At 57.0% G+C, this 26097-nt stretch carries 21 protein-coding genes; 13 read left to right on the top strand and 8 right to left on the bottom strand.

What is annotated here, in order from left to right; genetic code table 11:
• The first annotated feature begins 37 nt into the window (after positions 1–37).
• From topA to rpmG, 5 genes are all read left to right on the top strand, one after another.
• Positions 38–2719, top strand: a complete 2682-nt coding sequence (topA, locus tag QMZ18_RS27920) for a type I DNA topoisomerase (RefSeq protein ID WP_282609677.1) — start codon at positions 38–40, stop codon at positions 2717–2719.
• Positions 2720–2731: 12 nt separating this feature from the next.
• Complete coding sequence (gene rnr / locus QMZ18_RS27915) at positions 2732–5083, top strand: ribonuclease R (RefSeq protein ID WP_282609676.1); 2352 nt, start codon at positions 2732–2734, stop codon at positions 5081–5083.
• A 167-nt stretch (positions 5084–5250) separates the two neighbouring features.
• Entirely contained in the window at positions 5251–6903 is a 1653-nt protein-coding gene (locus QMZ18_RS27910; RefSeq protein ID WP_282609675.1) for a S41 family peptidase, read from the top strand.
• Between the two features lie 244 nt (positions 6904–7147).
• Positions 7148–7759 carry a hypothetical protein gene (locus QMZ18_RS27905; RefSeq protein ID WP_367575962.1) on the top strand — a complete coding sequence of 204 codons (612 nt, stop codon included), beginning with the start codon at positions 7148–7150 and terminating at the stop codon, positions 7757–7759.
• A gap of 117 nt (positions 7760–7876) precedes the next feature.
• Positions 7877–8044: a 50S ribosomal protein L33 gene (gene rpmG / locus QMZ18_RS27900; protein WP_282609673.1), complete on the top strand. Its 168-nt coding sequence runs from the start codon at positions 7877–7879 to the stop codon at positions 8042–8044.
• Positions 8045–8134: 90 nt separating this feature from the next.
• Here rpmG and QMZ18_RS27895 read toward each other — a convergent pair whose 3' ends face one another.
• Positions 8135–8992 carry a LysR family transcriptional regulator gene (locus QMZ18_RS27895; RefSeq protein ID WP_282609672.1) on the bottom strand — a complete coding sequence of 286 codons (858 nt, stop codon included), beginning with the start codon at positions 8990–8992 and terminating at the stop codon, positions 8135–8137.
• A 256-nt stretch (positions 8993–9248) separates the two neighbouring features.
• Between QMZ18_RS27895 and QMZ18_RS27890 the strand changes: the two genes are divergently transcribed.
• Positions 9249–10244, top strand: a complete 996-nt coding sequence (locus QMZ18_RS27890) for a DMT family transporter (protein ID WP_282609671.1) — start codon at positions 9249–9251, stop codon at positions 10242–10244.
• A 3-nt stretch (positions 10245–10247) separates the two neighbouring features.
• Positions 10248–11474 (top strand): MFS transporter, encoded by a 1227-nt coding sequence (locus QMZ18_RS27885; RefSeq protein WP_282609670.1) that lies wholly within the window; start codon positions 10248–10250, stop codon positions 11472–11474.
• A 64-nt stretch (positions 11475–11538) separates the two neighbouring features.
• Here QMZ18_RS27885 and QMZ18_RS27880 read toward each other — a convergent pair whose 3' ends face one another.
• Positions 11539–12981 (bottom strand): PleD family two-component system response regulator, encoded by a 1443-nt coding sequence (locus tag QMZ18_RS27880; protein WP_282609669.1) that lies wholly within the window; start codon positions 12979–12981, stop codon positions 11539–11541.
• 76 nt (positions 12982–13057) lie between these two features.
• A complete protein-coding gene (locus QMZ18_RS27875) occupies positions 13058–13441 on the bottom strand; it encodes a response regulator (RefSeq protein WP_282609668.1) in 384 nt (127 codons plus the stop codon).
• A gap of 238 nt (positions 13442–13679) precedes the next feature.
• On the opposite strand from QMZ18_RS27875, the gene QMZ18_RS27870 reads away from it, so the two are divergent.
• Together QMZ18_RS27870 and QMZ18_RS27865 are read left to right on the top strand one after the other, a co-directional pair.
• A complete protein-coding gene (locus QMZ18_RS27870; protein WP_282609667.1) occupies positions 13680–14669 on the top strand; it encodes an ROK family protein in 990 nt (329 codons plus the stop codon).
• Positions 14670–14699: 30 nt separating this feature from the next.
• Positions 14700–15971: a DNA polymerase IV gene (locus QMZ18_RS27865; RefSeq protein ID WP_282609666.1), complete on the top strand. Its 1272-nt coding sequence runs from the start codon at positions 14700–14702 to the stop codon at positions 15969–15971.
• A 28-nt stretch (positions 15972–15999) separates the two neighbouring features.
• Here QMZ18_RS27865 and QMZ18_RS27860 read toward each other — a convergent pair whose 3' ends face one another.
• Positions 16000–16827: a DUF1849 family protein gene (locus QMZ18_RS27860; protein ID WP_282609665.1), complete on the bottom strand. Its 828-nt coding sequence runs from the start codon at positions 16825–16827 to the stop codon at positions 16000–16002.
• Between the two features lie 133 nt (positions 16828–16960).
• On the opposite strand from QMZ18_RS27860, the gene QMZ18_RS27855 reads away from it, so the two are divergent.
• Positions 16961–17926 (top strand): D-glycerate dehydrogenase, encoded by a 966-nt coding sequence (locus tag QMZ18_RS27855; protein WP_282609664.1) that lies wholly within the window; start codon positions 16961–16963, stop codon positions 17924–17926.
• 197 nt (positions 17927–18123) lie between these two features.
• Positions 18124–18867 (top strand): GGDEF domain-containing protein, encoded by a 744-nt coding sequence (locus tag QMZ18_RS27850; protein WP_282609663.1) that lies wholly within the window; start codon positions 18124–18126, stop codon positions 18865–18867.
• A 76-nt stretch (positions 18868–18943) separates the two neighbouring features.
• Here QMZ18_RS27850 and aguA read toward each other — a convergent pair whose 3' ends face one another.
• Both aguA and aspS read right to left on the bottom strand, forming a co-directional pair.
• Complete coding sequence (aguA, locus tag QMZ18_RS27845; RefSeq protein WP_282609662.1) at positions 18944–19960, bottom strand: agmatine deiminase; 1017 nt, start codon at positions 19958–19960, stop codon at positions 18944–18946.
• 195 nt (positions 19961–20155) lie between these two features.
• Positions 20156–21931: an aspartate--tRNA ligase gene (gene aspS / locus QMZ18_RS27840; RefSeq protein WP_282609661.1), complete on the bottom strand. Its 1776-nt coding sequence runs from the start codon at positions 21929–21931 to the stop codon at positions 20156–20158.
• 170 nt (positions 21932–22101) lie between these two features.
• Here aspS and rnd point away from each other — a divergent pair, with 170 nt between their 5' ends.
• A complete protein-coding gene (gene rnd / locus QMZ18_RS27835; protein WP_282609660.1) occupies positions 22102–23271 on the top strand; it encodes a ribonuclease D in 1170 nt (389 codons plus the stop codon).
• Between the two features lie 5 nt (positions 23272–23276).
• The gene (locus tag QMZ18_RS27830) at positions 23277–24335 is read left to right on the top strand and encodes a M23 family metallopeptidase (protein WP_282609659.1); all 1059 of its coding nucleotides are present in this window, start codon (positions 23277–23279) and stop codon (positions 24333–24335) included.
• A gap of 27 nt (positions 24336–24362) precedes the next feature.
• Here QMZ18_RS27830 and QMZ18_RS27825 read toward each other — a convergent pair whose 3' ends face one another.
• Together QMZ18_RS27825 and ppx are read right to left on the bottom strand one after the other, a co-directional pair.
• Complete coding sequence (locus tag QMZ18_RS27825) at positions 24363–24548, bottom strand: hypothetical protein (protein ID WP_282609658.1); 186 nt, start codon at positions 24546–24548, stop codon at positions 24363–24365.
• Positions 24549–24581: 33 nt separating this feature from the next.
• Complete coding sequence (ppx, locus tag QMZ18_RS27820; RefSeq protein WP_282609657.1) at positions 24582–26078, bottom strand: exopolyphosphatase; 1497 nt, start codon at positions 26076–26078, stop codon at positions 24582–24584.
• Positions 26079–26097: the final 19 nt, after the last annotated feature.

Below are 26097 nucleotides of genomic sequence, written 5' to 3'. Positions count from 1 at the left end.
TGGTTTTTATATTTAGAAGCAGGTAAGTCGTTCCATTATGAAGGTCGTCGTCGTCGAGTCCCCCGCCAAAGCCAAGACCATAAATAAGTACCTCGGCAACGATTATCACGTCTTGGCCAGTTACGGACATGTACGGGATCTGCCCCCGAAAGACGGATCGGTTGATCCGAACGAAGACTTTTCCATGGTCTGGCAGGTCGAAGGTAAATCCGAACAGCGCATCAAAGACATTCAGAATGCCGTCAAGGGCGCCGACACACTGATTCTGGCGACTGACCCCGACCGTGAGGGCGAGGCCATTTCCTGGCATCTCGCCGAAGAACTGACTCGCCGTAAAGTACTCAAGAACGTTGCCATTCAAAGGGTCGTGTTCAACGAGGTAACCAAGAGCGCCGTCCTGGATGCCTTCAGTTCGCCTCGCGAACTGAACCGTGAACTGATCGATGCCTATCTGGCCCGGCGCGCGCTGGACTACCTTGTTGGCTTCACTTTGTCACCGGTGCTGTGGCGCAAGCTGCCTGGAAGCCGCTCCGCCGGCCGCGTGCAATCGGTGGCACTGCGGCTTATCTGCGAACGCGAAGCCGAGATCGAGGTCTTTAAGCCGCGCGAGTACTGGAGCATCGTCGCCAAACTGCGCAACGAAGAAGGTGCCTCCTTCTCTGCCCGTCTGACCCATCTGGACGGCAACAAACTGGATCGCTTCGATCTGTCAGACGAGGCAACCACTATGGCCGCAGTCCGGCGGTTGGAAGACGCTTCCAGCTTTACCGTGGCCCAGGTTGAGCGCAAGCAGGTCCGGCGCAACCCATATCCCCCCTTCACGACCTCGACACTTCAGCAGGAAGCCTCCCGTAAGCTTGGATTTGGCGCCACACGGACGATGCGGACCGCCCAAAAGCTCTATGAAGGTCTCGAGCTAGGCGGTGAAACCGTCGGCCTGATCACCTATATGCGGACCGACGGCGTCTCAATTTCGGCCGAAGCCATTGCGGCCACACGGGATATGGTCGGTGAGAATTATGGCCAGAATTACCTGCCGGACTCGCCCAGGGTCTATAAAAGTAAAGCCAAGAACGCCCAGGAGGCCCATGAAGCCGTCCGTCCGACCGACGTTCGGCGGCATCCTTCCGAGGTCAAATCCTATTTGGATTCTGATGGCGCGCGGCTCTACGAACTCATCTGGAACCGCACGGTTGCAAGCCAGATGGAATCAGCTCGCTTCGATCAGGTCGCCGTCGATATCGATGTTGATATCGATCAGGCGAAACTCCGGGCCACCGGCTCAATCCTGACCTTCGACGGCTTTCTGAAGCTTTATCAGGAAGGCCGGGACGATCAGAAAGAAACCAAGGTTGGCGAACAGGGTGACGATGATAAAGACCGGCGCCTGCCGAAGCTGACCGAAGGCGACCGCCCGACCCGGGACGCCATCGAACCGGAACAGCATTTCACCCAGCCGCCGCCACGCTACAGCGAGGCCAGCCTGGTCAAGAAGATGGAAGAATTGGGCATCGGCCGGCCTTCGACCTATGCCTCGATCATTCAGGTTCTTCAGGATCGGGATTACGTGGTCCTGGATAAGCGCCGCTTTGTGCCGGAAGATCGCGGCAGGCTGGTGGTCGCATTTTTGAGCTCTTTCTTCGAGCGCTACGTCCAATACAATTTCACCGCCGAGTTGGAGGAACAGCTTGACGATATCTCCGGTGGCCGTATCGACTGGAAAATTGTTCTGCGGTCGTTCTGGGAAGCTTTCAATCAGGCTGTCGGCAGCACCAAAGACCTGACGATCACGGAAGTGATCGACGCTCTGGACGAAGATCTGGGCCCGCACTTTTTCCCGGTCGATGCAGAAAATCCCGACAAGGATCCACGGCTTTGCCCGACCTGTTCGGAAGGCCGGCTCGGTTTGCGCCTCGGCCGTAACGGGGGTTTCATAGGTTGTTCCAACTATCCGGAATGCCGCTTCACACGACCTCTTGCGGTGCCTGCAGAAGGCGAAAACGGCGAAAACGGTGACGCCGCCTTTCCTCGTATTCTGGGCAAGGATCCGGCGACCGGCCTGGACGTTTCGCTGCGTAAAGGCCCCTACGGTGTCTATGCGCAGCTTGGCGAACCGGTGGAGAAGGAAAAGCCCAAGCGCGCTTCTCTCCCCAAAGGAATGCCACCGGCAGACGTCACTCTGGAAACTGCGCTCGGCCTCTTGAGCCTGCCACGGGACATTGGTCCTCACCCTGAAGACGGAGAGATGATCACCGCAGGCATCGGACGATTCGGTCCTTATGTTAAGCATGGGAAGACATACCGCTCGATCAGTAACGACGACGATGTTCTGACCGTTGGTCTGAACCGTGCCGTCTCCCTGATCGCTGAAGCCCCCGCCCGGCGCGGCGCGGCTGAACCCCTTCGAGTCGTTGGCGAACATCCAGAGGACAAGGCCCCGATCAACCTCTTCAAGGGACGCTACGGCCCTTACGTCAAACATGGCAAGCTGATTGCCTCCCTGCCGAAAACGGCTGATATGGACAGCTTCACACTAGAAGCTGCTGTCGAGCTGCTAAAGGTCCAGGCCGAAAAGGCTAAGACCAAAAAGGGCGGCAAGAAGGCTCCTGCAAAGAAAGCTGCGACCAAGAAAACGGCGGCCAAAAAGCCCGCAGCTAAGAAAAAAGCGCCTGCGAAAAAGAAGGCACCCGCCAAGAAAACGGCGCCGAGCGAAGACTAAATCGAGACCCACTTGGCAAAATTTAAATCCAAGGCAACACCTTTTCCCAGCAAGGATGAGGTTCTGGCCTTTATCAGCGAAAGCCCGGTTGCAGTCGGCAAGCGCGAGATTGCGCGCGCCTTTCATATCAAGGGCAGCGACCGAATCCCCTTGAAAGCTCTGCTGAAAGAGCTGGAACGCGACGGTCATCTGGAACTTCGGGAAAAGAAGAAAGTAATGTTACCGGGTCACCTGCCACCGGTCCTGGTAGTGGAAGTCGCCGACATCGACGAGGACGGCGAACAACTCGCGAAACCTGCGAGCTGGGATCATGAATCTCCGCCGCCGCGCATCTTTCTGTCACCCGATAACCGCAGCCGGGCGGCCTTTGCCACCGGTGAGCATGTCCTGGCCCGCTTGAGCCGCAATGATGACGGAAGTTACGACGCCAAGACCATTCGACGTATTGGAAAGTCTCAGGACCGCATTCTCGGTGTCTACGAGAACAGCCGCGAAGGCGGACGCCTGCGCCCCACGGACCGGCGGGCCAAAAATGATTTCGTTGTCCGATCGGAAGATTCTCGTGGCGCCGTGCACGGCGAACTGGTGGTTGCCACCCTGAAGTCGACACGGCACCGCAGCAGCCAACGTGAAGCCCGGATCCTGGAGCGGGTCGGCGCGATCGATACCCCGCGCGCCCTCAGCTTGATCGCACTTTACGAGCACGACGTCCCTATGTCCTTCTCCAGCGATGCGGCCGATGCTGCCAAGGCGGCCACAGCCACCGACCTGGGGTCACGAGAAGATCTGCGCGGCCTGCCGTTGGTCACGATCGACGGCGCCGATGCCCGAGATTTCGATGACGCGGTTTGGGCGGAAGCCGACGACGATAAAGACAATCCGGGTGGCTGGCGTCTGATTGTCGCGATCGCCGATGTGGCCCACTACGTGACGGCAGGCAGCGCGCTGGACCGGGACGCATACAAGCGCGGCAACTCAACTTATCTTCCAAATCAGGTCGTCCCGATGCTGCCGGAAGAGCTGTCGAATGGCTGGTGTTCACTGAAACCGGGTGTCGACCGCCCCTGCCTCGCAGTTCAGATGTGGATCGACGCCGAAGGCAATCCTCTGCGGCATCGGTTTCTTCGCGGACTCATGCGTTCAGCTGCCCGTTTGACTTATGAACAGGTTCAGGCAACCCGCAACGGCGAGGAGAGTGAAATTCCCGGCCAGTTGGCCGAACTCGTTGTTTCACCACTCTACGGTGCCTATGCGGCCCTCCTGGCCGCTCGCGAGAAACGCGGGACGCTTGAGCTCGATCTGACCGAACGCAAGGTCGTGGTCGACGACGACGGTCAGATCGTGGCCATCGAACCCCGTGTGAGGCTGGATAGTCACAAGCTGATCGAAGAATTCATGATTGCGGCAAATGTCGCAGCCGCCACGGAACTTGAGCGCTTGCAGCGTCCCTGTATGTACCGTGTTCATGAGCAGCCTGACCCGGTCAAGATAGAAGCCCTGTCGACCGTGCTGGCCAGCATGGATCTCAAGTTGGCACGGGGTCAGGTCATGAGACCGAAAGTTCTCACACAGATTCTGGCAAAGGCGAGCGAGCGGCCTGAAAAGTCGATGGTCAATGAGATGATCCTTCGCGCACAGAGTCAGGCGGTTTATGCACCCGAGAATATCGGCCACTTCGGGCTCGCTTTGACCCGTTACGCCCATTTCACCTCGCCTATCCGGCGTTATGCCGACCTCCTGGTCCATCGCGCCCTTATCTCTGGCCTAAGGCTCGGCGATGACGGATTGCCCTCTGACGCTGCTGAAAACTTCGAGGAAGCGGCACAGCACATCAGCAAAACCGAACGGCGCTCCGCCGCCGCCGAGCGCGATGCCGTCGACCGGCTGACTGCCGCTTACATGTCCGACAAGGTCGGGCGCATCTTTCAGGGCCGGGTCAACGGCGTAACCCGTTTCGGCTTGTTCGTAACGCTCGATGAAAGCGGAGCAGACGGCTTGGTTCCCATGAGCTCCCTTCCCGACGACCGCTACGACCATATCGAGGCGAAACACTGTCTGGTCGGGCGCCGCTGGGGCAGAACCTACCATCTCGGAGACCGTGTTGCGGCCCGTCTTATGGAAGCAACCCCGGTTACCGGCGGTTTGGTGCTGCAGCTCATCGAAGACCCAGAGGGCATCGAAAATGCCGATTTAGACGAAAAAAACTCCGGTTCGACCGCCGCCTGGGACCCACTGAAAAAATCAAGCGCCAACCGAAAACTGGCCGACCGCCGCGGCCGAAGCACGAACCGCAGGCCCCCCGGTACGGCAAAAACAGGCAAGAAATCACCAAGAGGCAAAGGACCGCGGCGCCCATCGAAATGAATTGCGACAGTTTAAGTCGAATGTTTACGAATCCTTGACGGCCTTGCGGTTCAATCACGCTCCATCTCGTGAGATAAATAAATTGTGTGTTTGCGATATTAGCTGTGGTGAAATAGAACAAACGACACTTAGTATTTGATTGAACTCAAAATTAAGGAAACTGGCGGGTGGCAGAACCATCGTTGCCAAATAATGGTCCCGGCGATGATGTGCCGGTAGAACCCCAGGCCAAACGCCAGGCTTTAAGAACGTTTTCTCGCGGCGCGCTACTTTCGCTCGCATTTCTCATTGTCGCTTGCGCGTCTCAGGACTCAACCAATCCTTCGAATTTTGACCGCTCCCGCGCCGACCGCTTCTTTGTCGCCGGCTATCGTGATGTCGCAGAAAGCTACATTGATGAGGTCATGGTCAATCAACTGGCCATCGCAGGACTTGAGTCTCTCGCAGCCATCGACCCTAACATATCTGTTGCAGTAGAGCGCGAAGAGGTTCGCATCGCCCTGGAAGGGGAAGAAACCATCCGCTTCCATCAACCGAACCCAAACGACGTCACTGCCTGGGCCAGTCTCACGACCGCCGCCATTTCCCTGGCACGGTCAAAGTCGAAGGAGCTGGAAGAAGCCAACGCGGAACGGCTGTACGAAACGGTTTTCGATGGCATGCTCGGCGAACTTGACCAGTTTTCACGTTATTCCGGACGTGAAGAAGCCCGCAATAACCGGGCAAGCCGCGACGGTTTCGGCGGCATCGGCATCCGCATTAATATTTCCGACGAAGGCATTCGGGTTCTCTCCGTTATGGAAAAGACGCCGGCAGAAGCTGCAGGACTGAAAGCCGAAGACCTGATCGTCAAAATCGACGGGGTCGATACCACGACACTCTCGCAGAAGGATGCCATACACCGGCTTCGCGGACGCCTGCGCAGTAAGGTCAAACTGGATGTCGAGCGCGAGGGCCATGGGCGCCTCCTTCCGATCACAGTCACCCGTGCGAAAATTGTTCAACAGACGGTCCGCATCAAAAAAGTTGACGAGATAGCCCATATCACAGTGTCGGGTTTCAACCAAAACACCACGCAGAACCTGCGCCTCAAGGTTAGAGAAGTGGCGCAAAGGCTTGGGCCGAAGCTTAAAGGTTATGTCATCGACCTCCGCGGCAACCCAGGTGGCTTGCTGGATCAGGCCGTAGGCGTTTCCGATCTCTTCATCACGGGAGGGCGCATTGTTTCTACCCATGGCCGCCACCCGGACAGCGAACAGTTCTTCGACGCCGAACCGGACGACGTGGCCGACGGCCTGCCGATCGTCGTGCTGATCAACAGCAATTCGGCCTCGGCCTCAGAGATTGTCGCCGCAGCCCTTCAGGACTCGGGCCGCGCCGTTATCATCGGCAGCAACTCCTACGGCAAGGGAACGGTTCAGAATGTTTTCCGTCTCCCCAACCAGGGTGAACTGGCATTGACCTGGGCACGGTTTCACGCCCCCTCCGGCTACGCCCTCCACCAACGTGGTGTGCTTCCCGATATCTGTACGACCAAGGGAATCGACTCCGCTGAAGATGTGTTGGCCGAGTTGAGGCAGGGCACCATGCCGATCGACCATAACATCCGGAACATCTCACCCGATTTTGACGACCCGGCGGCGATAAAGCTGCTTCGAGACAATTGTCCGCCGCGGCAGACCACCGCGAGCATCGATCTCGAGGTTGCCGAACGCTTGCTGACGGAACCTTCGCTCTATGTACGTGCGCTCGGTGAGGTCAGCACCGGCACGACCGCCCAGCTGTCGAACGTCCTAGACCGTACCCAAAGCAGCCAATGAAACGGCTGGTCCTTCCATGAGTACAGCTCGGCGTTGAATTCTCGCTATTGCTACTTTCTTGCGGGTCCAGCCGCAATGTTACCGGTAAAGTGGTAATCCCTTGCCAGACTCCAATCCTCAACATGCCGTTTCTCGTTTCAAACCGGTTCGCCCCGTACCGGCAGCAGCGCTAATACTGCTTCGTGACACGAAATCAGCGGGTTTTGAGGTGCTTTTGGGGCGGCGGCATAGTCAAGCCAAGTTCATGCCAGGCGTTTACGTGGTACCCGGCGGCCGGGTCGAACCAGAGGACGGTGACGCATCCGGCTTCAAGGAAGTATTGCGGCCCCTTCCCCAAGGTCTCGATCAGGCAACACGCAAAGCGGCGCTGGCGACTGTGCGGGCTGCATTGCGGGAGACCTTCGAAGAAACCGGCCTTCTCTATGGCACGCCTCATCAGGCTCCTGCTGTGTCACAACACAGCAACTCAGAAGAAGGAACAGGCTGGAGCCATTATACCGACGCTGCGCTGCGGCCAGCTTTCGACCATCTGCTGTTCATTGCCCGAGCCATTACGCCAACCTTCTCGCCCCGGCGTTTTCACACCCGATTCTTGTTGGGAGACGGTGGATTCGCCGAGGGTCAAATCGCAGGTGACGGCGAATTGGAGGATATTGGCTGGCATCGGCTCGAGGCAATCGCTGAGCTCCCAATGGCCGGTATTACCAGGTTGGTTTTAAAAGAATCTCTAAAACATTATGATTCATTGAGAAAAACTGATTTCGTTGCTCCCAAACGGCCTGCAGCCATGTTTCGCTGGACGGGTTCGCAGCATCGCGGCGGTGTTTCCGCCAGTCCCACAACACTCCAGGCTTGACTTCACCGCTTCTACCGCTATTTTGCGCGCTGACTTTAGGTTTCTAGGGCCTGAGCGTTTCCTGACGAGCCAAATCGGAATGCGACTCAGTCTCTAATCAAATAGGTAGATTGCGCCATGGCTAAGCCAGCAACACAGCTCATCCGGATGGTCAGCACGGCCGACACGGGTTACTTCTACGTCACGAAGAAGAATCCACGGACCTTGACCGAAAAGCTTGAGTTGAAGAAGTACGACCCGCGCGCGCGCAAGCACGTCATCTTCAAAGAAGCGAAGATTAAGTAAGCATTCCGCGTCGTACGGAATTGCAAGCGGCTGCCTCACGGCGGCCGTTTTGCTTTCGGGCCTTTCCCGTTGCCCTGGGACACGCTCCTTCTAGCTCGTTTCTATCGCCGCAATATCACGCAGTCCGTTGAGAGCAAGCGCCTGCGTTTCCGGATCCTCCGGCTCTTTGCGGTAAACCACATAGGCAGGGCGGGAGATAACCGGTGCTTCAGATAGCTGTATAAGTCGTCCCTCATCGATCAATGGCTGGACGGCACGCCGCGGAAAGTAACCAGACCCACCTCGGTGCAGGATGTGTTGAAGCCCCAAGGCACCCAGACCAACCGAGATAGCTGCGGTTTCCATCTCAGGAAAGGCCTCTGCATGCTGGGTACGAAATACATCGCCCCAATCGACATAGACATAGTCCTCAATCCAACCTGGCGATAACCGCCGCTCGTCTGTCGCCACGAGAACAAGCGCCTCTTCGAGCAATTTTTCAATCACCAGGCCCGGAGCCTGCCGTGGCTGGTACATGACGCCTATATCCAGCAATCCATCGGCAAGCTGGCGCATCTGACTGGGCGAATAGTCGGCTTCGATCCGCAAGGCCACATCAGGCGCCTGATCACGCATCCAGGGAATCCAGTCCAGAATCAACCGTTCCCACAAGCTGACCTGGGCACCGACGGACAGCACACTACGATAGCCCGGCCGTAAGGTTACCGCCTGATGTGACTGCTGCCACAGGCGCTGCATACCGATGGCATGCTGTCGGAACTGATGCCCTGCGCTGGTTAAAACGCAGCCGTTGTGGCTTCGGACCAGCAGCGGGCGGCCGAAATTCTCTTCAAGAGTCTTAATCCGTCCGCTCACTGTCGACTGGGTCACATTCAGATTCTCGGCGGCACGATTGAAGTTGCCTGTCGCTGCGACTTCGAGAAACGTCCATATGTGATCCAGGTTCATATCAGTCGGGCCTCCTTTGATCAGGTCACTGCCGTACCGCTGTTTCAGGCAAAACTAATGATCGTCTTTTCCGATCATAGCTATAAATAAATGTCGCTATCCTGATTACTCCAATCAGTCCAATCTGCCTAGCATGATGGTTGCGAAGCGAGCTAAGAAGCGCGCACACCTCCCTCAACCTGACGCACAACGCTGATGCCCATCCCGGGCCAGCTTCGATCGATTGACGCACGCCGATATCATCTGAGGTATAGCCATGGCCGGAAAACCTGCCTACGCGGATCAGGAAGTCTTGAACCTTCTGGATTCCCCCTTAAAGGGGATTCTCCTCGTCAGTGGCGGAATCGCCGTCTTCGGACTGCAGGACGTCATCATCAGATCGCTGAGCGGCGAGTATGCGGCCATGGAGATCATGTTTGTTCGCGGCTTAGTGGCGCTCGTGCCTATGGCATTCCTGGTCTACTGGGACGGGGGCTTTACCAGCCTGCGCGTCAGGCATCCGTACATCAACCTGCTGCGCGGCCTGCTGATGGTCTGCTCCTACACCGCCTTCTACATGTCGTTGGCAGCCATGCCCATCGCCGACGTAACGGCTATTTTCTTCGTCTCACCTTTAATCGTAACCCTTTTCTCCGCCCTCTTCCTACGCGAGTCGGTCGGTATTCGGCGCTGGAGCGCCGTCATCGCAGGCTTCCTCGGTGTGCTGATCATCGTCCAGCCCGGCAGCAGCAGTCTGGATCCCGTCGCTCTACTGCCCCTGCTCGCCTCTGTCACCTACGCTGCCAGCGTCGTCATCACCCGCCGCATTGGCCGGGCGCAGACCGGTGCCAGCCTGGCTTTCATCGCTATGCTGATTTTCATCGTGGCCAGCAGCATCCTGGGCGGAATTACCGGGGACGGGAGTTTCGCTAACGACAGTCATCCCAGCACGGCGTTTCTACTTCGCGCTTGGGTCATGCCGGATGGTCACGACCTGCTCCTAATCGGCAGCTGCGGACTGATTTCAGCCTGTGGCTTCTACTGTCTGTCACAAGGTTACAGGATCGCGCAGGCAAGCTTGGTTGCGCCCTTCGAATTCATCTCCATGCCCATGGCGGTTATCTGGGGCATCGTGCTGTGGAACGAGTATCCGCCGGCGACCACGATAATCGGCATCGCAATCATTATCGGCAGCGGTCTCTACGCCCTGCAACGCGAAGCAGCGCACAGGCGTTACCTCAATACTGGACGCGGTGTCCGGCTCAGGTTGTAGAGGATGTTCCAGCGCCGGATTCCCGACTGGCTGCGCCACGCACCTACGCCAAGCATTCGTGGTTTTGCGGTGTTGGCAGGTGTGGAGAGTGCCGCGAGAGGCGTTCTGATGTCCGTCTTTCCAATTGTAATGTATAGAACCTTCGGCAGCGCTGAGACAGTCTCCGAGGTTTATTTTCTTGTCGGCATCTTGTCCTTTATCACGGCGCTGTTGACGCCTTGGCTGTCACGGTACGTTCCACGCAGATGGCTTTTTACAACCGGCGCTGTCGGGCTCATACTCGGCAGCACCTGTGCTGCAACGGGACACTTCTGGCTGGTGCCCGCCGGATTAGCGGCTAACACCGTTGCGACCGTGATTATTGCAGTCTGCTTCAACTCCTATGTCATGGACTACATCGCCCGCTCCTCACTGGGAGAAAGCGAAACCCTGCGGCTGTTTTACAGCGGCGCGGCCTGGACCATCGGCCCATATCTGGGAATTTGGCTGTTGGAGCAGTGGGCGCCGGCGCCCTTTGTGGTATCCGGCCTAGCTGCACTCACTCTGCTGATTGTCTTTTGGGTCATGCGTCTGGGCAACGGTAAGGTCATTCGCAAGGCGCTTGCCCCCACACCCAACCCCCTGGCCTTCCTGCCCCGCTTCCTGGCGCAACCCCGCCTGATTTCCGGCTGGAGCTTTGCTGTCCTGCGCTCCTGTGGCTGGTGGGTTTACGTCGTCTATCTTCCAATCTACGCCGTGGAAAACGGGTTAAGCGAACAGCTCGGCGGCATGGTGCTTTCAATCTCCAACGGCTTTCTGTTCATAACCCCCTTCATGTTGCGATGGATGCGCAAGACCAACGTCCGCCACGCTGTTCAAGTTGGTTTTTACGGCAGTGGTGCCGCTTTTCTGACCGCCGTTGCATTCGCATCCATGCCGGAGGCCGCGATCGCCTTTCTGATGCTCGGTGCGTTTTTTCTGGTCATTCTCGATATGAGTGGAGGCTTGCCGTTCCTCATGGCGGTCAAACCTTCCGAACGTACGGAGATGTCTGCAATCTTCGCCACGTACAGGGACGTCTCCGGCGTTGTAACACCAGGTATCGCGCGTCTGGTTCTGATCGTTGCACCGCTGCCTGGCGTCTTCGCGGCAACCGCAGTCGGATTGGCCATTGGTGCACTGATCGCTACCAGACTGCATCCCCGCCTAGGCGCACTGCGACACGAGCCGGCAAAAGCGCCGACAGCTTGAGACGGCACGTAATTAGTCTTGCCGTGACGCCCTATGGGCAGATCAACGAAAAGTGTCGGTGAATTTAAGAGACTTTGGACTGATCGTTCGGGACGACCTGGGCGATCACCGGCTCCCGTTCCGCCTGAGTCAGCGGTTGAGCGGACACAACGCGATTACGGCCTGAGCGCTTCGCCTGATAGAGCGCGGCATCAGCGCGCGCCAGCAAGCTGTCTGCGATCTCCATGGGATCGGTAGTCGTCGCAACGCCGATGGAGATTGTGACAGCAAGCGGATCGCCCAACTCGACGGTCTGGAAAGTTTCTTCAGCTACGCGCCTACGCACCCGTTCGGCTATGGTGATGGCAATCACCGAAGCCGTGTCAGGCATAATAACGACAAACTCCTCGCCGCCGTAGCGTGCCAGAAGATCGAAATCGCGTATGCTGTCGGCCACCCGTAACGACAGGGATTTGAGAATTGCGTCTCCTGCCGCGTGACCGCAGGTGTCGTTGACGTCTTTGAATTTGTCGATATCGAACAGCATGACCGAGACCGGCTTCGCGCTCTCGGCGATTTCCATGATCTTGCGGTCCAAATGCGCGTTCATGTAACGGCGATTGTACACACCAGTAAGGCCGTCGGTGTAGGCCAGCGATACACTCTGCTGGAGCATTTCACGCAACATATCGTGATAACGACGGCGCCGAATCTGCGTACGAGACCGTGCGCGCAACTCATTACTGTCGATCGGTTTGATCAGATAGTCGGTAACGCCAAGATCGAGTCCCTTGGCCAACTGAGGCAGGTTTTCCTCTTCCAGCACCAGTAAGATTGGAACGTGGCGGGTTTCCTCCTGCGTGCGGAACTGTGAACAGAGCCTCAAGCCGTCTTCGTCCCCGAGAAACAGACTGACAATCATGAGGTCGTAGGATTCGCGACATCCCAATTCCAGAGCTTCCGCCACCGAGGTACGACGATCAATGGTATGTCCGGCCTCGCTCAGATAGCCCACGACTTTTTCAGCAACCAGATCGTTGGTCTCGGCAAGCAAAATCCGCGCATTGGCGGTTTCCTCCTCACTGCCGAGTTTCTTTTGTTCGAGTACAGGATCCTGACCTGACGCTGCCTGACGAACGCGAAGCTCGTCCATCATAACCTTGAGCCGTGCAAGTGAACGCACCCTGGCAAAGAGTGCGATATCGTTCACCGGCTTGGTCAGAAAATCGTCAGCGCCAGCCTCAAGTCCTCTGACACGGTCGCTCACATCGCTGAGCGCAGTGACCATGACGACTGGGATATGGCTCGTAATGGGTGAGGATTTCAAACGCGCACAGACCTCGAAGCCATCCATGCCCGGCATCATAACATCAAGCAGGACAAGGTCGGGCATCTCCGACGTCGCGACCTCGAGCGCCGTCGGGCCGTCCGAGGCAGAGAGAACCTCGAAATACTCCGCCATCAGCTTCGCTTCGAGAAGCTTCACATTAGCGGGTATGTCATCAACGACGAGAATTCTAGCAGTCATTCGGGGCCTGGTTTATGGCGATCAACAAACTGGACTAACGACAGGTTCGACACAGAGGACTCATTGATACAGGCGATTAATTCAAAAACCGCTCGACAGTTTCCAGGAAATTGGTCACCGAGATCGGCTTCGCGATATAAGCTTCACATCCCCCTTCACGGATCTTTTCCTCATCACCCTTCATCGCGAAGGCCGTAACCGCAATCACGGGAATGGACCTAAGATTGTCGTCTTCCTTGATCCACTTGGTCACTTCAAGCCCGGAGACTTCGGGCAGCTGAATGTCCATCAGAATCAAGTCAGGATGATGTTCACGCGCGATACGCAGCGCTTCCATACCATCCTTGGACTGCAGAATGTTGTACCCATGGGCTTCGAGCAGATCATGAAAGAGTTTCATGTTTAGCTCGTTGTCTTCGACCACCAAGACAGTCTTGGCTTCCTTGTCGCCATTTTGCATGTTCGCGTCGCCTCAACCTTTGACTACAGTCACGGGTCTTGTTCCAACCGATATGACATTTGTCGCCGTAAATTTACATCCGCCGACCCGGATCCGCCAAAAGGCCCGCCCGAGATGCAGACCTATGGAATGTGCTCCCAGAGATCTATACGCTTAAAGTTAATTTAAAGTAACCAATTACGTCGAAGGTTGCGAGTGCGCAATAGTTTTGAGCAGGACTTTCAGGGAAGATTTTGCCGTGCGAATAGGAATTGATCTTGGCGGGACGAAGATCGAAGGAGTTGTGCTGTCGCCTGACGGCACTCAACTTATGCGCCGGCGTATCGATACGCCGGCAGGCAACTATGACGCAACCATTGCTGCGGTCGGGTCGCTCGTTGACTCAATTGAACGCGATATTGGGAAGCACGGCACCATCGGCGTTGGGATTCCAGGCGCCGTTTCGCTGGTGACCGACCGGGTCAAAAATGCCAACTCAACCTGCCTGATCGGGCACCCAATAGAACAAGATCTCTCGGCTGCTGTAGGACGGCCCGTCAGGGTGATGAACGATGCAAACTGCTTCGTGTTGTCCGAGGCTTCCGACGGCGCCGCCTCGCAAGCGACCTTTCCCGATGCCAGAGTCATCTTCGGAATCATATTGGGCACCGGCGTTGGTGGCGGGATTGTCATGAAGGGCGAAGCCTTATCGGGACGAAATGCCATTGCCGGTGAATGGGGGCACAATCCCCTGCCCTGGCCCCGGCCCGAAGAATCGCCCGGTCCACCCTGCTACTGCGGTAAATCCGGATGTATTGAAACCTTCCTCTGCGGTCCCTCTCTCTTCGCGGATTACTGCAAACAAGGCGGTGACGCAAAATCAACGCGCGAGATGGTGGAGCGCGCAGCGAGCGGAGATGATGATTTAGCAGAGGCCGCTTTGCAAAGGTACGAAGACCGCCTGTCACGCGCGCTGGCAATGGTGATCAATGTCCTGGACCCTGACGTGATCGTGCTCGGTGGCGGCATATCGAACATTGAGCGGCTGTACCAAACACTCCCCAAGCGACTTCCGGAATACGTTTTCTCCGACTCTTTTGATACGATGATCGTGCCACCAAAACACGGCGACTCCAGTGGTGTGAGAGGCGCCGCCTGGCTATGGAGCCAGGCGGAAGCCGACCAGATGCAAAGTGTCTGGTCTAATGGTGGTTTGCAGGCGCCGACCACCGCTTTCATTAAGCCATGAAGCTGCAAGATTGATGAAGCCACGTTTCAAATGACAACTCTCTGTCGAGATTGCTTTATCGTCAGTCCACAGCCTACGGTCGAAAAGCGGCCGAACGTACGCTGCCGGTCTTGCGGATCACCGCGCGTTGCCTCTCACCTGGAACTCGAATCCCTCACCATCGCCCATATTGACTGCGATGCCTTTTACGCAAGCGTTGAAAAGCGCGACAACCCCGACCTGCTGGATAAGCCCGTCATCGTCGGTGGTGGTCACCGGGGTGTTGTTTCCGCAGCCTGTTACGTCGCGAGAATGTATGGTGTGGGTTCCGCAATGCCGATGTTCAAGGCCTTGAAAGCCTGCCCGGATGCGGTGGTCATCAGACCCGATATGGCAAAATACAGCCGCGTCGGCCGTGAGGTTCGTGCCTTAATGGAGGCGGTTACGCCGCTGGTTGAGCCAATTTCGATCGACGAAGCCTTTTTGGATCTTTCGGGTACGGCGCAACTGCATGGCGGTTGTCCTGCCAGAACACTGGCCAGACTGGTGAAACAGATCGAAGACTCGATTGGAGTTACGGCTTCAGTCGGGCTCAGCTACAGCAAGTTCCTGGCCAAGATTGCCTCGGATCTGGATAAGCCGCGTGGATTCGCCATGATCGGCCGGGAGGAAGCCCCGGCTTTCCTGGCGGAACAACCGATCAGCATTATCTGGGGAGTCGGTAAGGCTTTCAGACAGCAGTTGGCCAAAGACGGGATCCGGCATGTGCGGGACCTGTTACCCTACGACGAAAACCAACTGGTTGCGCGCTATGGCCGCATGGGCAGCCGACTCTACTTTTTCGCGCGTGGGATCGACAGCCGAAAGGTCGAACCTCACTCCGCCATGAAGAGTGTCTCGGCAGAAACGACTTTCAATGAGGACATCAAGGACCTCCCTAAACTTGAAAAGCAACTATGGCGCCTCTGCGAAAAGGTATCAAAACGTTTGAAAGCAAAAGACCTTGCCGGCGGCAACATCGTTCTCAAACTCAAGACTTCCGATTTTAAGCAGCTTACCCGCAGCCGAAGCCTCGAGAATCCGACACAGCTGTCGGAAGTCATTTATCAGGAAAGCAGAAGGATGCTGGCTAAGGTGGCCGATGGACGGCGCTTTCGTCTGATCGGAGTGGGCACAAGCGACTTAAAGGAGGGCGAAGACGCCGATCCCCCCAGCCTTTTGGTACCGGAGCTGGAGCAGGTTGCGAAGGTAGAACGCGCGATCGACGCCGTCCGGTTAAAGCTGGGCGACGACGCCATCAAAAAAGGCAGAAGCCTCAAGTGATCACTGGCTCCCTCAGACTCGTTGGCAATCAGCAGTCGGGTGCCGCGAAGGGTTTAAGTTCTCTGAGCCGCGCCTTGACGACGAAATCCCCGTAATCCAGCTCGAGCTCGTCGACAACGCCATTTGCGAAGATGCGCAAACCCTGTTCCTGTTCCGGCGCACCGGTCTGATTCTTCACGTCGAAAAAGGCGAGCTGCATCCGCCAGGAAGCTTCGTCGGACATCTCGGCTGCGACCTCGCCAAGGTCTTCACCCGGCGCCAAACGGCGCACCAATGCGGCAGAGATTCCGAAGAAACCGTCGTCGCCCGATCCATCGAACACGATCCGCCAAAGCGGGAGGGTCTCCCCTTCTGCAGCGTTCAGCAGTTCGAGGCTGTGTTGAGTCGGAAAGACCGCCCCTTTGGGTAAAGTCATCTCCCGGTCATCCGGCGCACTGTAGCGTGCCGTTCCCCGCGCTCCGCCTTCACCGCGTTCGGCTTCGCCGCGAACCTCTTCGACCGTGGCACCATTGTAATTGCGCTTGATGAAAAACTGATACTTCTTACCGTCCTTAGATTCCCAGGACTTGTGCGATGCACCGAAGTCGAGTTGGCGTCCATCGGAATAGTCGACCTTCAGGCGCGTTTGATGAAGAACCGTCCAGCCCGAACAGGCATCCTCCCACTCGAATTCGAAGAACCCTTGAGCCTGAGTTACAGTGCTGTTTGCCTGGGTTTTGCTGAGCTTCAAGTCGTAGATCGCGCGGTGCGGCAAAATCTGGCTTGCTGCCAACGACGGCGAGGCAAAAAAAGCAATCAGCGCCGCGGCAAAAAACAGACGAACCGAAGATACTCTTGGATCTTGGCGATCGAACATGTAGCAGGTTACTCCCAACAAAAAGCGATCTTATGTAAAGCAAGGCGCCGCGACTCTAGCAGGCCGGTCATGCAGCGTGTACTAATTTGTCTGTCCCGCCTTGCCTGCCTCAATCTTGTGGAGTGATTTTTGTATGCCTAATAAGCCATCCGTGCTCGTGACCCGTGGGATGCCGCGCGATGTCGCCGCCCGCCTAAATCGGGATTATGACGCGCGCCTGAACGTAGAGGACAGGCTTCTAAGCCAAGACGAATTGCTGCGGCGGGCCGAAGGCTGCCAGGCGGTTCTCTGCACGCCCACGGAAAAGATGGATGCGGAAACCATTGCCGGCCTGCCTGAGGATGTCAAAATCCTCGCGACCTTCTCAGTCGGTTTCGAGCACATCGACCTGGAGGCAGCTGGAAAAAAAGGCGTCATCGTCACCAACACTCCGGACGTCCTGACCAATGCCACGGCCGATATCGCGATGTTGCTGATCCTGGCGGCCGCACGGCGTGCCTATGAAGGCGAACGGTTGGTCCGCGAGGACAAATGGATCGGCTGGAAGCCGGACTTCATGCTCGGCACCGATGTAACCGGCAAGCGCCTGGGTATCCTCGGCATGGGTCGTATCGGCGAAACGACTGCGAAACGCGCCCGCGGCTTCGATATGGCGATCCACTACAGCAAGCGCCAGCGCCTATCGCCGGAACAGGAACAGGGTGCGGTCTATCACCAGTCCATCGAGGCGATGCTGCCGCAGTGCGACTTTCTCTCCATCCACTGTCCAGCCACGCCGGAAACCCATCATCTAATCAACGAAGAACGCCTGGCGCTGATGCCTGACGGAGCGATCGTGGTCAACACCGCGCGCGGCACTATCGTCGACGACACCGCTTTGATTGCCGCACTCAAAAGCGGAAAGATCGCCGCCGCCGGTCTCGACGTGTTCGAGGGAGAACCGAAGATCAATCCGGCCTATCGCGATCTGCCAAACGCTTTCCTGTTGCCACACGTCGGCAGTGCCACCATCGAAACCCGCAACGCGATGGGTTTTAAATGCCTCGAGAACCTTGACGCCTACTTCAAAGGGGATGCGCCGCCCGATCGGCTGATCTAAGTAACGGCGCGCGGTCGAGAGACATCAGAAGGCACGACGCGCCCGGCAACGTTGGTACCTTCGCTAGGTTATTCTTGCCGTAGTGGAAAATTTTGCCGCCCCAAGCCTCGAATTTGACACATTAACAGCTCGTTTCCCTGGCACGGCAATTGCTTGATATATCTCCGAGTGCATATTCACAACGAGGAACAGATGCCGTGTCAGCATCACATGTCCTAAAGTCTGAAGTAGACCCTGTCGAACCGAATTCTATCAACGATATCTGCAGCGTCAGCGAACGGCTGCAGAGGCTTGCCGAACCCCGCAAATGGAAAGTCGATCCGGCCGCCAAACAGCTGTTGGAAGAGCTTCTTGCCCTGGCGGCAGAAGCCGAGCAGACGGTCGCCGAGCAAAGAGAACGCATCCGCTATCTGGAAAGCCTCTCGATGACCGACGAACTCACCGGCTTGCTGAATCGCCGCGGCTTCGATGCGGTTTTCAGCCGCGCCCTCGCCCGCGCCGACCGATCGGACGAGAACGGATTGTTGATCCTGTGTGACCTCGATCACTTTAAGGCCATCAACGATACTTACGGTCATTTGGCAGGCGATGCGGTTCTGCGCGCCATCGGTGAAAAGCTCTCCGGCAACACCCGGCAGTGCGATGCTGTCGCACGGATCGGCGGTGACGAGTTTGCCATCCTCCTGACCCAAGCAGAACCTGACATGGCGGCAAACCTCACGGCCAAACTCAACAGGATGCTGAACACGCTGGTGGTTACCTGGAACGGACATCAAATCCCCGTATCTGCGAGCACAGGCTTTGACAATTACTGTTCGGGCAAGACAGCAGATACGGTCATGTTCCTGGCAGACCGGGCGCTTTATGCCCGAAAAGGACAGATCCGGGAGATGACGGTCCCTCCTTGTAAACGGAGCCGGCGCCAATCATCGGAATTATAGATTATTGTAAACCAGCACCTGTCGCATCAAAGGCGCAGCAATGAATGAGAGCAGTTGAACGCCTGCACCCTGGGGTTCAAATCAGAGGCTGTTGCTGCGTGATGCAGTGAATACCGCCTCCGCCATAGGCGATATCCGTGGCCGACACGCTGACGACCGTTCGGTTTGGAAAGGCGTCGGAGATGATTTCAAAGGCCTGGCCATCTTGCGCATCCTCGAAAGACGGCATAACGATCCCACCATTGGCAATATAAAAATTGATGTAGGACCGACTGAGCCTGTCACCATGATCGTTGTTCATCCGATCCGGCTGCGGCACCTCAATGACTTCCAGAGGCCTGCCTTTCGCGTCGCTTGAGGATCTAAGCCGGCTAATGTTGTCCTGTAGGGCAGCATAGTTCTCGTCATTGGAATCTTCACTCGAAAGCGCCAGTACGACGCCCGGCGCCGCAAAACAGGCGAGGTTATCGACATGCCCGTCGGTCTCATCATCAATCAGACCTTCATTGAGCCAGATAATCTTCTCCACACCCAGATTGGCACGCAGCTTTTCTTCAATGTCCGAGCGGCTCAAGTCCGGATTGCGGTTTGGGTTTAACAGGCATTGCTCGCTTGTCAGAAGCGTCCCCTCACCGTCAACGTGGATCGAACCGCCTTCAAGCACCATATCGGCCTCAAACACCTGAACATCCAAATGCTCCAGGATAGACCTAGCGGTTTGCTGATCTTTGTCGTAGTCCCGATACTTCTGGCCCCAGGCATTAAAGCGCCAGGCAACGCCGGCGAGATCACCGCGTTCGTGCACCAGAAAACTGGGACCGGTGTCCCGGGTCCAGGAATCGTCGTGCGGTATGGGCAGGCAGCCCACGCCCGAACCGCACCTCAGGGAAACCTCGGCCAGATCTTCTGGATTGGCAATCATCGTGACCGGTTCGAATGCAGCAATCGCGTTTGCCACTTCGGCGTAGGCGTCTTGAGCCATCTCCAGACGATCGCCCCATAGGGATTGCCGACACGGCCATGCCATCCAGCATCTGCTGTGCGGCATCCATTCGGCCGGCATGAAGAACCCGTCATCCCGTGGCAGTGTCATCAATGTAGTCCCTGACATTCCAAAGCGAGCGGCAGACTCTATTTGAGCCCAGAGCGAATAGCAATCGGATCACACAACACCGATCGGCTCTGGTGCATACAATAACGTAAACACCAATAGGTTAGAAACATAGAAATTATTGCAGCTTGTCCGTGCAGAACAGCAACACTCTCGGATGACCCTATATCCCGCCGGTTATTCCGGCGGGAGGTTGAGTTTCAAATGAAGCTCACGCAGCCGCTCCAGGGGAACTTCAGCAGGAGCGTGCATCATCAGGTCTTCTGCCTTCTGGTTCATCGGGAAGGCAACCACTTCGCGGATATTGGGTTCGTCGGCCAGCAGCATTACGATCCGGTCAATACCCGGTGCGGAACCGCCATGCGGTGGGGCACCGAACTTCAAGGCTGACAGCAGGCCAGAAAAGCGCTCTTCGACTTCTGCCTGCGCATAGCCGGCAATCGCAAAGGCTTTGTACATGACCTCAGGCAGATGGTTCCGGATGGCACCCGATGACAACTCCACGCCGTTGCAGACAATATCGTACTGGAAGGCCTTGATGGTCAGCGGGTCTTGGTTCTCCAACGCATCCAATCCACCTTGTGGCATAGAGAAGGGATTATGGCTGAATTCAATCTTCCCGCTGTCCTCATCGAGTTCGTACATCGGGAAATCGACGATCCAGCAGAATTTGAAGCAGTTCTTCTCCAACAGATCCAAGTCGTCGCCAAGCTTGGTGCGAACCGTGCCGGCAAACTTGGCAGCGGCACCCACCTTGTCGCAGGCAAAGAAGACGGCATCGCCATCGGCAACCCCAGTCATGGCCTTGATTTGCTCGATCCGGTCAGCGTCGAGATTCTTGGCGATCGGTCCTTTTGCCTCGCCGTCGGCAAAGTTGATATAGCCGAGGCCCGCCGCGCCGTTACCCCGTGCCCAGTCGTTCAACTTGTCGAAGAAACTGCGCGGCTTGCCGCCCGCACCAGGCGCCGGGATCGCCCGCACCACCGCACCTGCATCCACCTGCTTTGCAAAAATGCCGAACCCCGACCCACGGAAGGCTTCGGTCACATCGATAATTTCAATCGGGTTACGCAAATCGGGCTTATCGGAGCCGTACTTTAGCATCGCCTCGTCAAAGGGAATGCGTGGGAAAGGCGCCGGTGTGATCACGCGGTCGTTGGCGAATTCTTCGAAAACCCCGTGGAGAACCGGCTCAATGGCAGCAAAGACATCGTCCTGGGTCACGAAGCTCATCTCAAAGTCGAGCTGATAGAATTCACCAGGTGAGCGGTCGGCCCGGCTGTCTTCGTCACGAAAACACGGGGCAATCTGGAAGTAACGGTCGAAGCCGGCCACCATCAACAGCTGCTTGAACATCTGCGGGGCCTGAGGCAAGGCATAGAACTTGCCTGGATGGATCCGGCTCGGCACCAAGTAGTCGCGCGCGCCCTCAGGACTGCTTGCTGTCAGGATCGGTGTCTGGAACTCGGTAAAATTCTGCTCGATCATGCGGCGGCGGATCGAGGAGATCACCCGGCTGCGCAGCAGGATCTTTTCGTGCATTTTCTCCCTGCGCAGGTCCAGGTAGCGATATCGCAGGCGGATGTCCTCACCTGCATCTTCATCGGCGTTGACCTGGAGTGGCAGCATATCGGCAGTCGATTGGACGGTCAGTTCATCCACGCCGATCTCGATCTGGCCGGTTGGCAGCTTGTCGTTGATGGTCTCGCCGGTCCGCGCTATGACCCGGCCTGTGATGGTAATGACGCTTTCGTTGCGCGCCGACTCCAGTTTCTGAAACAGCGGGCTGGAAATATCGATTACGCATTGGGTCAGACCGAAGTTATCCCGCAGATCGACGAACAGAAGTTGGCCGTGATCGCGCTTGCGATGGACCCAACCGGACAGGCGGACGGCCTCACCGGCGTGCGACAAGCGTAGTTCTGCACAGTTATGTGTGCGATAGGGATGCATATCGGGTCCTCTGGAGCTCTTGGTCTGGTCAATGTAAAGCGGGCGAAAGAGGCATCTAACAGGCCGTTTTGTCAAGGGCCGGACGATGAAATCCTGGTGTTCACGGTCTCCCGCCCTCCAATCACGGACCTTGGCTTTTATCCCCGGTGATTACCGTGTATATCGGATAGATGACACTCATTGCCGACAGTACTGAACTCGCCGCCTTTTGTGACCGACAAGCGACGGCAGAATACATCGCCGTTGATACCGAATTCTTGCGGGACACGACCTATTGGCCACAGCTCTGCCTGGTACAGGTCGGTGGCCCGGACGAGGTCGCGGCCATCGACACTTTGGCACCGGACATCGATCTTTCACCACTCTTTGCCCTGATGGACAATCCGAAGATCCTCAAGGTTTTCCACTCGGCGCGCCAGGACCTGGAGATCTTCTTCAATCTAATGGGTCACGTACCGGGGCCGATTTTCGACACTCAGGTCGCTGCCATGGTCTGCGGCTTCGGCGATTCCGTCGGCTATGACACCATGGTGCGAAAGCTGACCGGCGCGCAGATTGATAAATCCTCTCGCTTTGCCGACTGGTCCCGCCGTCCCCTTTCCGACAAACAGCTGAACTATGCCCTTTCGGACGTGATCCATCTGCGGCCGGCCTTCGAAAAGCTGAAGCGGCGTGTTGACAATTCCAATCGCGCCGAATGGGTTAACGAAGAAATGGCGATTCTAACCAGCGACGATACCTACCGCATGGACCCGGAGACCGCTTGGGGGCGTCTGAAGACTCGTTCCAACGACCCGCGCTATTTCGCGATTCTGAAAGAACTGGCGGCCTGGCGTGAACGGGAAGCCCAGCGCCGAAATACGCCGCGTAACAGGGTTTTGCGGGATGAACAGCTGTTTGACATTGCCGCCCATCGACCTACAAACGCCGATGCCTTGGGCCGGACCCGAGGACTGTCTCGGGATGTCGCAAATGGCCGCATCGGCCAGGGCATCCTGACGGCGATAGAGCAAGGTCTCGCAATTCCCAAGGCCGACTGCCCTTCCCCGCCTCGCAAGCCGGATCTGCCAAATGGCTTGGGTCCGGTTATCGACCTGCTGAAGGTCCTGCTGAAAATGAAATGCGAGAAGCACGAGGTTGCGCAAAAGCTGATCGCCAATGCCGCCGATCTCGAATTCATCGCGGCCGACGATAATGCCCCTGTCCCTGCCCTTTCCGGCTGGCGCCGGGAACTCTTCGGTGACGATGCCCTGGCCTTGAAAAACGGCCAGCTCGCGCTCACCACGCGAAACCGAAAAATCAAGATCGTGCCCCTGGCATCCAACGGTGAAGCCGCCTAAATCCTATGGGCAGGGTTCCGTTAGCTATCTTCCTGTCATTAGCCTTCTGTGGTCTTTTTCCCGTTACTGCTGCTGAGCAGATAAAGTCGCCGAACTATCCTCTTGAGGGCGCACCGCTGCTTAGTTTGCCGGTCGACTGCTCTGAAGCAGGCCGCTGTTCGGTTCAGAACTACGTCGACTTTGCACCTGGGCCCAAAGCCCTGGATCACACCTGCGGCCCGCTGACCTACAACGGGCACAGCGGCGTAGATATACGCCTGAGGTCTGTCGAAGCGATGGAACGCGGTGTCGCGGTGCTGGCCGCTGCGACCGGCACCGTCATCGCCAGCCGCAATGACATCCCTGACCGGCTGTTGAACGAAGTCGAAGCGCGTCAGGCACTTGCTGCCCCTGTAAAACCAAGCAATTCCGTTTCTCTCTATCACGGCAACGGCTGGACGACTCATTACGGTCATTTGCGCAAGGGCAGCGTCACCGTCAAAACCGGTCAGATCGTAAAACGGGGACAACAACTCGGTCTCATCGGCGCGTCCGGTAGCACCAATTTTCCACACCTGCACTTCACACTCCTGCTCCGCGATCAGGTTATCGACCCCTACAGCGGACGACTGCCAGGCAGCGGTTGCGGTGCCGGTGTCCATCATTCGTTTTGGAACGAAGAAGCGGCCAAACTCCTTGCTTATCGCTCATCGGGTGTTCTTAACGCCGGTCTTGCGGAGCGTATCCCTTCGCAGCGAAAAATCCGTCGCGGTCTGCGCAACAAGACTCCACTGTCCACGACAGCCGACCAGATCGTGTTTTGGACCCGGATCTGGGGCTTGCGCCGGAACGACCGGTTCCACATACGCTTGTTTGCCGCCAACGGCGCTCTACTGGCGGAGAGCACCCAGCGTGCCGATGACGACAACGCGGTCAGTATCGCCTCTCTTTCCATATCGCGCCGCACGGACGCCTGGCCGCAGGGAACCTACAGAGGCGAATATCTGTTGGAACGGCCGAACGGGGCCAAGGACGAGAAGTTCGAGAAAATCCTGAAATTCAGCCGTGAGGCAGAAATCCGTTAGGAGCGATCGCTCTTCGAGTGGTGCAATCTACAACTCGATAAAACATCGATAGGCTTCGTCGACGAGTTGATTCACCGCCGTTTCATCTAGGCCCGGCCTCAATCTCCGCGCTTCCTGCGCGGCAATTTCCAGCTGTCCTTCACGACAGAGCCCGGATATTGCCGCCTGCTCGATCGCTTGCGTGATCGAAACCCTGATGTCCGGTGCCTCCATGACGTCACCTCCTCTTCGACCATCCAACACCGCTCAAGCTTCGACGATGGCAGCCTTCAGTTCCAAAACATCGGACAAGGCTTTAAGACGGCGCTCCACGACATCGCCTGCCAACACAGAACCGTCGGACGGCAGTATCAAACTGACGCGGTTGCTCTTGATAGATAGCGAGGTGCGTTCCAAAACACTGCGCATTCCTCCGGAAAGCACAAATGCCATACGCAGAGCCAATCCTAGGATCTGCGCGCGCCGAGCCACCTTTTGCTTCATCAGGGGCAGAATGGAGGCTACCCGGCGGGACTGAATTGAGCCGCTGTAGCGGAGGAAAATTGCGTAGGCCATGAAAGCACGCCCACTATGGTTCACACCAACGAAGGGATGATGCAGGATCCGGAACAGCGCCTGCTCAGCGCGATATTCGGGAAGCTCCCGCCAGACAAAGTCCGACAGATGGCAAGTGGCCATTCGCAGCAGACTTCCTGTTTCATCTTCGTCCTCAAAGAGGGGGGACAGCCAATCGAACAACGTCTGTCCCAGGTCGCCAAACCGGCCTTCACGTGCGGCGATGTCCTGAGCAATAGCGATGAGAGGATCTTTCTTCTGCTCTTTTGCGGGCAAAAGATTGAAAACATGTCCTTCCCGAAGACCGCAGGATGAGAAGACGGCACGGCCGAATTGTGCCCGCCGCAATAGCTGGCTCAACACGAGCGCTCCAAAGGGAAGGGTCTCAACCCGCCGGCGGTTAACGCCGGACGTCCGTGACAATGACTCGGCTCCCTGGCTGCTGACCAGCGACGCCAGTTCCTGCAGTTTTTCGCTCCGCATTTCGTAGCCGTGAACAACTGACAAAGGGTATTTATTCTGCTTGATATGAATACGGGCCAATCCACGCCAGGAGCCACCAACCGGATAGAAAGTTCGGCCCTTCGACTCTTTAAGCCAGTCAACTTTATCCAATTCCCGGTCAATTTCGGCTTTAGCGGTTTTTCGGTCACCGTGACTGAGTTCAATCAGGCGTAACGGGCCCAGTCCCAGGGTCGCGGAACGGCCGATCTTACCGCCATTCAACTCAACCAGTTCGAGACTGCCGCCCCCGAGATCCCCCATAATGCCGTCAGCCTCAGGCATGCCTGAAATGACACCGAGCGCAGAAAGCCGAGCCTCGGCTTTACCGCTGAGCACCTGCACTTCCAGGCCATACTGCTGCGTGATCTCTCTGACAAAGTCCTCACCGTTATCGGCTTCACGGACGGCTGCAGTCGCCAGTAGCGTTAGCTTTTCGACCCCCATAGAGCGAACCAGACCGGCAAAGCGCGCAAGATTGGTCAAGGCCAGCTCAACGCCTTCCTCGCTCAAGCTGCCGGTTTTTTTCAGGCCGCGCCCGAGCCCACAGAAGACCTTTTCATTAAAAACCGGTGCGGGAGCTCTCTTGAGCCCATCGAACACGACCAAGCGCATCGAGTTCGACCCGATATCGATCACGGCCACCCGCTCCCCGCTGGAGAGCGGCACCGATTCGACTGCTTGCAAAATCCAATTCCCTCTAATC

The sequence above is a fragment of the Pelagibius sp. Alg239-R121 genome (assembly GCF_947331435.1).
In the GTDB taxonomy this organism is placed as follows: domain Bacteria; phylum Pseudomonadota; class Alphaproteobacteria; order Kiloniellales; family Kiloniellaceae; genus Denitrobaculum.
This window is presented reverse-complemented; position numbering and strand designations above follow the sequence as displayed.